This window comes from Oceanobacillus sp. NCCP-135, assembly GCF_059698015.1.
Genome location: NZ_BAAKSZ010000058.1, coordinates 1 through 6,255 on the forward strand (window position 1 = coordinate 1; position 6,255 = coordinate 6,255).

Here is a 6,255-nt window from a genome sequence, read left to right on the forward strand (position 1 = left end):
TTCAAAGGGTAAAGTTACCGTGTGGATTCGAACCACCTAGATTGTGCAACAGTGGGGCACGCCAAAAAATCACAGACATCTGCCTGTGATTTTGAATAAAAGAAATATCCCCATCTTTTAGATTAGGGTTAAGTTAGAATTGCTGTCTCCAAATAAAATAAGAGTGCCTTGCATTCACCAATCTTTGGGTGAATGTCTTAATTACACTTATGCAAATAGGTTTGCTTTTCCTATTTGCCAAAAACAAAGAAAGGTAGAACAATCCACCTTTCTTCACATTATATAATTGTATTTGAAATGAAGATTATTAAAAAAGGACAGACTTACCCCGTTTACTCTGTTTACACAAACAGAGTCTCCTGAACGTATTCAATTACTGGTTCAAGGCAGGGAAACGAAGTCTCATAGCGTGTGTCATTTTTTAATAATCCTCCTTATATTTTAAAAGTATAATGATTATTATAGAATTTGCTTTAATAAAAGTCAAATACGAAATTTTTTTGTTTAAAGAACTCAAAAAGTCATGCTATATTCATGAACTCTATCACCCGATAATCCGTTTCATCCCCTCCCTAATAAGGAACAGATACGTAAACAGGTGATGAAAAGGATGGAAATATTGCATTGGTGCAAATTCAATACCAAATACAACTTCCAACCGCTTCACACCCTGCTCATAATGCCATTTAGTTCCCAGATCTCCTACTTCGCCACCTGAAGGACTTACTGCCTGCGACTTTATCTCCACGTTGTAGTTTTTCTGGTTTTGTTAACAAATCAAACCCTACCTATCCCGAATTCATTCTTCTATATCCAAACTAAAAAAGTGCTCTTCTTTAATGAAAGAGAGTGTAGAGGGTGTTTCATTGTAAAAGGGACTTACTTAATGAAGTAGTTCAGTGTAAACTGAATTTATAGAAATTGAAATGAAATATGGATGAAATTTGAGATAAAGCGTACTTAAACAGGCAGAATACTTTAATTGGGGTGATAGAAATAGAGAGATTAATGTTGCAAAAGTATATAGACTATTCCTCAGATTTTAATTTTGTAGCAGGTCAAGTAACAAAAGATGGGACATTATTACTAATTGAAAGTAATTTACAAGAGTTGGATTTTTTCAGGCGTCCTGTACCAAAAAACAACTGGATAATTAAGCTGATTAAAGGAGCAAGTATAACAACAATGGAATTAAGGGATGTTCCTCTAATACCAACGGAAGTAGACTTATTTTCAGATGGTACTTTACTAATTGTACAAGGTCGTTGTTTGAAGGATGGTAAATACATCGAACGAAATGCAAGAAGATATAATCCTAATGGACAATTAATCGATGCATTTACGTTAGGCGATGGCATTAGTGATGTGCAAATTGACGAAACCGATACCATCTGGGTAAGTTATTTTGATGAAGGTATATTTGGAAATTTTGGATGGGATTGTCCTTTAGGGAGTGCTGGTGTTGTTGCCTATACAATCAACGGTCATCGGTTGTGGGGTGCAAGTGATTATGGAATTATTGATTGCTATGCACTAAATGTCGTGAGTTCAAAGGAAATATACTTCTATTACTATGATGACTTTTATCTCGTTCAACTAAATGAAAAGAAGGAATCAATTCGTTATCGTGTAAATAATCGTAAACATACATTACAGCAATTTATGTTGGACGAAGAAGGTTTAATTGGTCAAATAGATAGGAATACGATGATGCGTTATCGGAAAACAATACGAAGCTATACTCCAAAAGGAAAACTGCAATTAACCGATGAAAAAGGCAAACGTATCATTGGGCCTGTGTTTATGCGAGGATCGTTTCTTTATGCATATGGTAATGATGGGATATATAAAAGGAATTAGCAAAGCGTTAATAGTTAAACGACAACCCCTGTAAACGGATGGTCGTTTAACTATTTTTGGATATACACTCAAGTACTTAGCTCGTCCCCACACTTATCCATCATTGGCAGCGTGTCACCAATGCATCTTTTCCAGTAAGGGCTTGAGAAGTATCACATTATATTTAAAAAAATCGGTCAATCACATTTTGCGGGGAAGGTTGGTTCAGTTGGTTTATTCGAAACCGGTATAATGTGTTTTTAAAGAAACAGAACTATTAATTTCCCCGTACTTTGTGAAAGATCCAAAATAATTATATTTTTGGCTCCATATTACCCGAAACAACTTCTCTAATATGGTCAATAGCCGAAGGATCTTCAAGTCCGGTCACATCACTTGCGACTTCGCCTTTTAGTTGTACTTCTTTTAAAAGTCGTCGCATAATCTTCCCGCTGACGGTTTTTGGCATCGACTCAACAAAAAAGATACTTTGAGGGCGTGCTAATTGACCAATCCCTTTTATAATACTTTGTTCAATTTGCTTTTTCAGATCATTGTCTCCGGTGAATCCTTCAGCTATTGTTGCAAAAACGACAGGAACCTCACCCTTGATTTTATCCGGGGCACCGATGACTGCAACTTCCGAGACCCCATCGCATTCCAGGACTGCATTCTCAATTTCCATTGTACTTAAACGATGACCCGAGACATTAAAGGCATCATCCGAACGTCCCACGACCCAGAAATATCCATCTTCATCCTCTAAAGCAATGTCACTCGCGTAATAATTCCCTTCCACCTGGCTGAAATACTTTTCGTAATAGCGCTCAGGTTCCTTCCAAAGTGTACGGCACAGCATTGGGAACGGTTTTTTGATTACTAAATTCCCAAGTGTACCTGTTGGAACAGGATTACCTTCATTATCAACAATGCCCATATCAGCTCCCAAAAATGGAACACCAGCAGATCCTGGCTTCATAGGCGTGAGCCAAGCAGCTCCTGCCAATGGAGTTCCCGCCGTTTCCGTTTGCCCCCATGTATTATTGACACAAATATTACCCTGACCAAGTACATCGTTCGTCCAATGCCATGTATCAGGATCAAACGGTTCCCCAACCAGCGAAACGACATCGAGACAGGATAGATCATAAGGCTGAAGTGCTTTTTCCCCAAGACTTCGAAGCATCCGTAATGCAGTTGGAGCTGTAAATAACTTGTTTACTCGATATTTATCGATAATTTGATAAAAGCGATCCTGTTCTGGATAGTTAGGTGCCCCCTCGTAAACGACTGTCGTGACCCCGTTCGCCAATGAGCCGACGACTCCCCAGATGTGCATCGTTAACCAACCAACGTCCGCTGTACACCAAAAGACATCATCAGGGCGGTGATCCATATGATATTTAGCATAGACATAGTTTTGTACAACGAAAGCCATGCCAGCATGAACAACTCCTTTAGGTTTTCCCGTTGTCCCACTTGTATAAAAGACAATCCCAGGCTCATTTGCCTCAACATGAACAGGCTCAAAGTGAATAGCTGCTTTTTGTCGTTCTTCATGCCACCAGTAATCTCTTCCTTGCTCCATCGACGGTTTCGTACCCAGACGGTCAACGACAATCACCGCATTAACACTGGTAATTTCATCAATAACATGATCCACTTTTTCCTTAAGCGGTATTACTTTTCCACGCCGCAAACTAGCATCAGCAGTAACGACCACTTTCGGTTCATAACTGGATAGTCGATCCTTTAATGATTGTTCGGAAAAACCGGAGAAGATCGTGCTATAAACAGCCCCCAATCGAAAACAGGCAAGGATTGCAATAAACGACTCCGCAAGATTAGGAAGATAAATGGCAACAGGATCACCCTTCTTCACTCCCATAGACTGAAGAACATTGGCAAATCGATTCACTTCTACTAGTAGCATCCGGTAAGTATAAAAGCTCGATTTCCCATCTTCCCCTTCCCAAATCAGTGCAGTTCTATTACCCGCTCCATTTTCGATATGCCGATCTAATAGATTGTAGCAAGCATTACTAATGCCCTCTTGGAAAAACTCAAAATCTGGCAAGCTACCACTAATCGTTTTTTTCCACGGTTTAAACCAATGCAGTTCTTCGGCAACATTATTCCAAAACGATTCAGGGTCTTCCTGCGATTGCTTTAGTAAGGTTTGAAAAGCCTCACTGCTCCCCATTTCGGTTGACTCCTGCCTCGCCTTATCTGGGTAGACAATCGTACTATTCTTGATAATATCTTGAATTCCTCCTACATCTGTACTCAATCGAATCTCCTCCTCTATGAAATGTTGTTCCTTTGTTTAGAAATTACGTTTTACTATTTGATTCTCACTTGAAACCGCTATCATTTTACTGAACATAACTTACTGAAAATATCGATTGTTATGATAGTAATAATTACAATATATCGATTACTGAATGGATTGTCAATGAGTGGATTCATAGATCTTCCAGCTGCATGTTAATCAAGGGATTAGGGGCATTTTAATATTAATTCGAAGCTGATCTAAAAATCTATTTGCTGCATTAGAAAACACTTGATGTTTTTTCCAGATAATATTTAAACCAGCCTTTAATTCGGGGTTTAATGGTTTAAAGCAAAGTTTGCTATTTCCTGAAGTGTTAATAAGTTTATCTAAGCATAAGGCATAGCCAATATTTTCTTCAACCATTAGTGCAGCATTATAAAGCAAGTTATATGTTCCAACAATATTTAATTTCTCAATATCCTGTCCAAACCATCCCGATAGCTCATTACTGACAGCAGTTTGACGGGAAATTATTAGAGGTTTCTCTATTAAATCGATTGGTTCAATAAATGGTTTTTCTGCCAAAGGGCTATCTTTACGCATTAAAACTCCCCAACGATCCGTAGCTGGTAATTTTATATAATCGTATTTTTGCTTATCTTGTGGTTCTATTACGATACCAAAGTCTAATAATCCACTATCTAACCTGCTAGTAATATCATCAGCATTACCGCTGTACAAGTGAAATTGAATGTTTGGATAGGATTGAATTAATTCTTTTAAAGTTTTGGCAATAAAGTGCATAGCCTCTGTTTCACCACCACCAATATGAATTTCACCACTAATGCTATCAGATGAATCGTTAAAATTGGCTTTTGTTTTATGAACTAACTCTACAATTTCTTTTGCTTTTTTTAGCAGGAATATCCCTTCATCTGTTAGGGTGATTTTTCGATTCCCTCTTATAAATAAAACAGCTCCTAATTCCTTCTCGAGATCCTTTAATTGCCTTGATAACGTAGGCTGGGACAGATGCAGGTACTTCGAAGCAGCCGAAATATTCTCTTCATTCGCAACAGCAATGAAATAACGTAACACTCGGATTTCCATGATAATCTCCTTAACAAAGTATGCGTAATAAGCATAGCAAAGCATTTGATATAAGCATTTGATAATTTAATCATATCATTCTATGATTAAATTAGAAAGACGCAAACCCATTATCTCATCAAGAACAGTCGAAGCAGAGTTATGACAAGAAGGCTCTATTAATAACCAAAAAAGGGCAGGTGATTCTGACAAATGAACATGAAAGAGTTTATTGAATTTTGTAAAAAAGGAAATCCAATTGCAGGTGAAGACAAAGAATTACATGGATTATTAACTCAATGTAGTTATGAAGCCCAAAAGATAACGATGGAATTGAATACATCCTATCATTCCAAAGAAGAAATCGTAGGGATTTTTAGGGAACTGACAGGTAACCATATTGATTCATCCTTTATGTGTTTTCCTCCATTTTATACAGACTTCGGCAAAAATATAACGATTGGTAAAAACGTGTTTTTTAATACGGGATGTTCTTTCCAGGATAGAGGAGGAATTCGGATAGGCGATGGTTCATTGATAGGTATGAATGTTACGATTGCTACACTTAATCATGGGTTATCCTTAGAAACCAGAAACACAACACACCCCTCTCCAGTTACAATTGGTAAAAATGTATGGATTGGATCAAACGCAACCATACTACCTGGTGTGACAATAGGGGACAACTCTGTTGTTGCAGCAGGAGCAGTCGTCACTAAGGATGTCCCGAAAAACACTGTAGTTGCAGGAGTGCCGTCAAAAGTTATTAAAAAATTAGTACTTATCTAAATTAATTTTGTATTTTAATATAATTGCACTAAAAAAGGTTGTTCAAAAGCAAAGGAATGATTCTAATCATTTCTTTGCTTTTAGTATTCCATCAGGCATTTCGTGGGGAATTAATTATATACTGATATCCACAGCCTTGCTTACAGTGTAAAAACTTCTGTCAAATTACCATATGTTATACTACTTTTATAATAATTAACTTAAGTTTCGCACCTTGATAACTTAATAAAAAGAGCCTTCTTAAATAAGATAAAAAGACATAA

The 6,255-nt window shown here is 37.3% G+C and carries 5 protein-coding genes and 1 pseudogene; 2 read left to right on the plus strand and 4 right to left on the minus strand.

Annotated elements, in window-relative coordinates:
* Positions 1 to 373: 373 nt before the first annotated feature.
* Both AC6HVZ_RS19265 and AC6HVZ_RS19270 read right to left on the minus strand, forming a co-directional pair.
* Entirely contained in the window at positions 374 to 418 is a 45-nt protein-coding gene (locus AC6HVZ_RS19265; protein WP_108721263.1) for an erythromycin resistance leader peptide, read from the minus strand.
* A gap of 204 nt (positions 419 to 622) precedes the next feature.
* Positions 623 to 776: pseudogene (locus AC6HVZ_RS19270) on the minus strand (LD-carboxypeptidase); the annotation flags it as partial.
* Positions 777 to 1,011: 235 nt separating this feature from the next.
* Between AC6HVZ_RS19270 and AC6HVZ_RS19275 the strand changes: the two are divergent.
* On the plus strand, positions 1,012 to 1,860 hold the full coding sequence (locus AC6HVZ_RS19275; protein WP_497559756.1) for a YxiH-YxzG fusion protein: 849 nt from the start codon (positions 1,012 to 1,014) through the stop codon (positions 1,858 to 1,860).
* A gap of 292 nt (positions 1,861 to 2,152) precedes the next feature.
* Here AC6HVZ_RS19275 and acs read toward each other — a convergent pair whose 3' ends face one another.
* Both acs and AC6HVZ_RS19285 read right to left on the minus strand, forming a co-directional pair.
* A complete protein-coding gene (gene acs / locus AC6HVZ_RS19280) occupies positions 2,153 to 4,129 on the minus strand; it encodes an acetate--CoA ligase (RefSeq protein WP_497559757.1) in 1,977 nt (658 codons plus the stop codon).
* 201 nt (positions 4,130 to 4,330) lie between these two features.
* A complete protein-coding gene (locus AC6HVZ_RS19285) occupies positions 4,331 to 5,224 on the minus strand; it encodes a LysR family transcriptional regulator (RefSeq protein WP_497559758.1) in 894 nt (297 codons plus the stop codon).
* 192 nt (positions 5,225 to 5,416) lie between these two features.
* Here AC6HVZ_RS19285 and AC6HVZ_RS19290 point away from each other — a divergent pair, with 192 nt between their 5' ends.
* Entirely contained in the window at positions 5,417 to 5,992 is a 576-nt protein-coding gene (locus AC6HVZ_RS19290) for a sugar O-acetyltransferase (protein ID WP_497559759.1), read from the plus strand.
* The last annotated feature ends 263 nt before the right edge of the window (positions 5,993 to 6,255 follow it).

What these genes read in the sequence shown, in the direction of transcription:
- AC6HVZ_RS19285 (WP_497559758.1), bottom strand. Translation starts at nt 5,224, where the DNA reads ATGGAAATCCGAGTGTTACGTTATTTCATTGCTGTTGCGAATGAAGAG.
- AC6HVZ_RS19290 (WP_497559759.1), top strand. Translation starts at nt 5,417, where the DNA reads ATGAACATGAAAGAGTTTATTGAATTTTGTAAAAAAGGAAATCCAATT.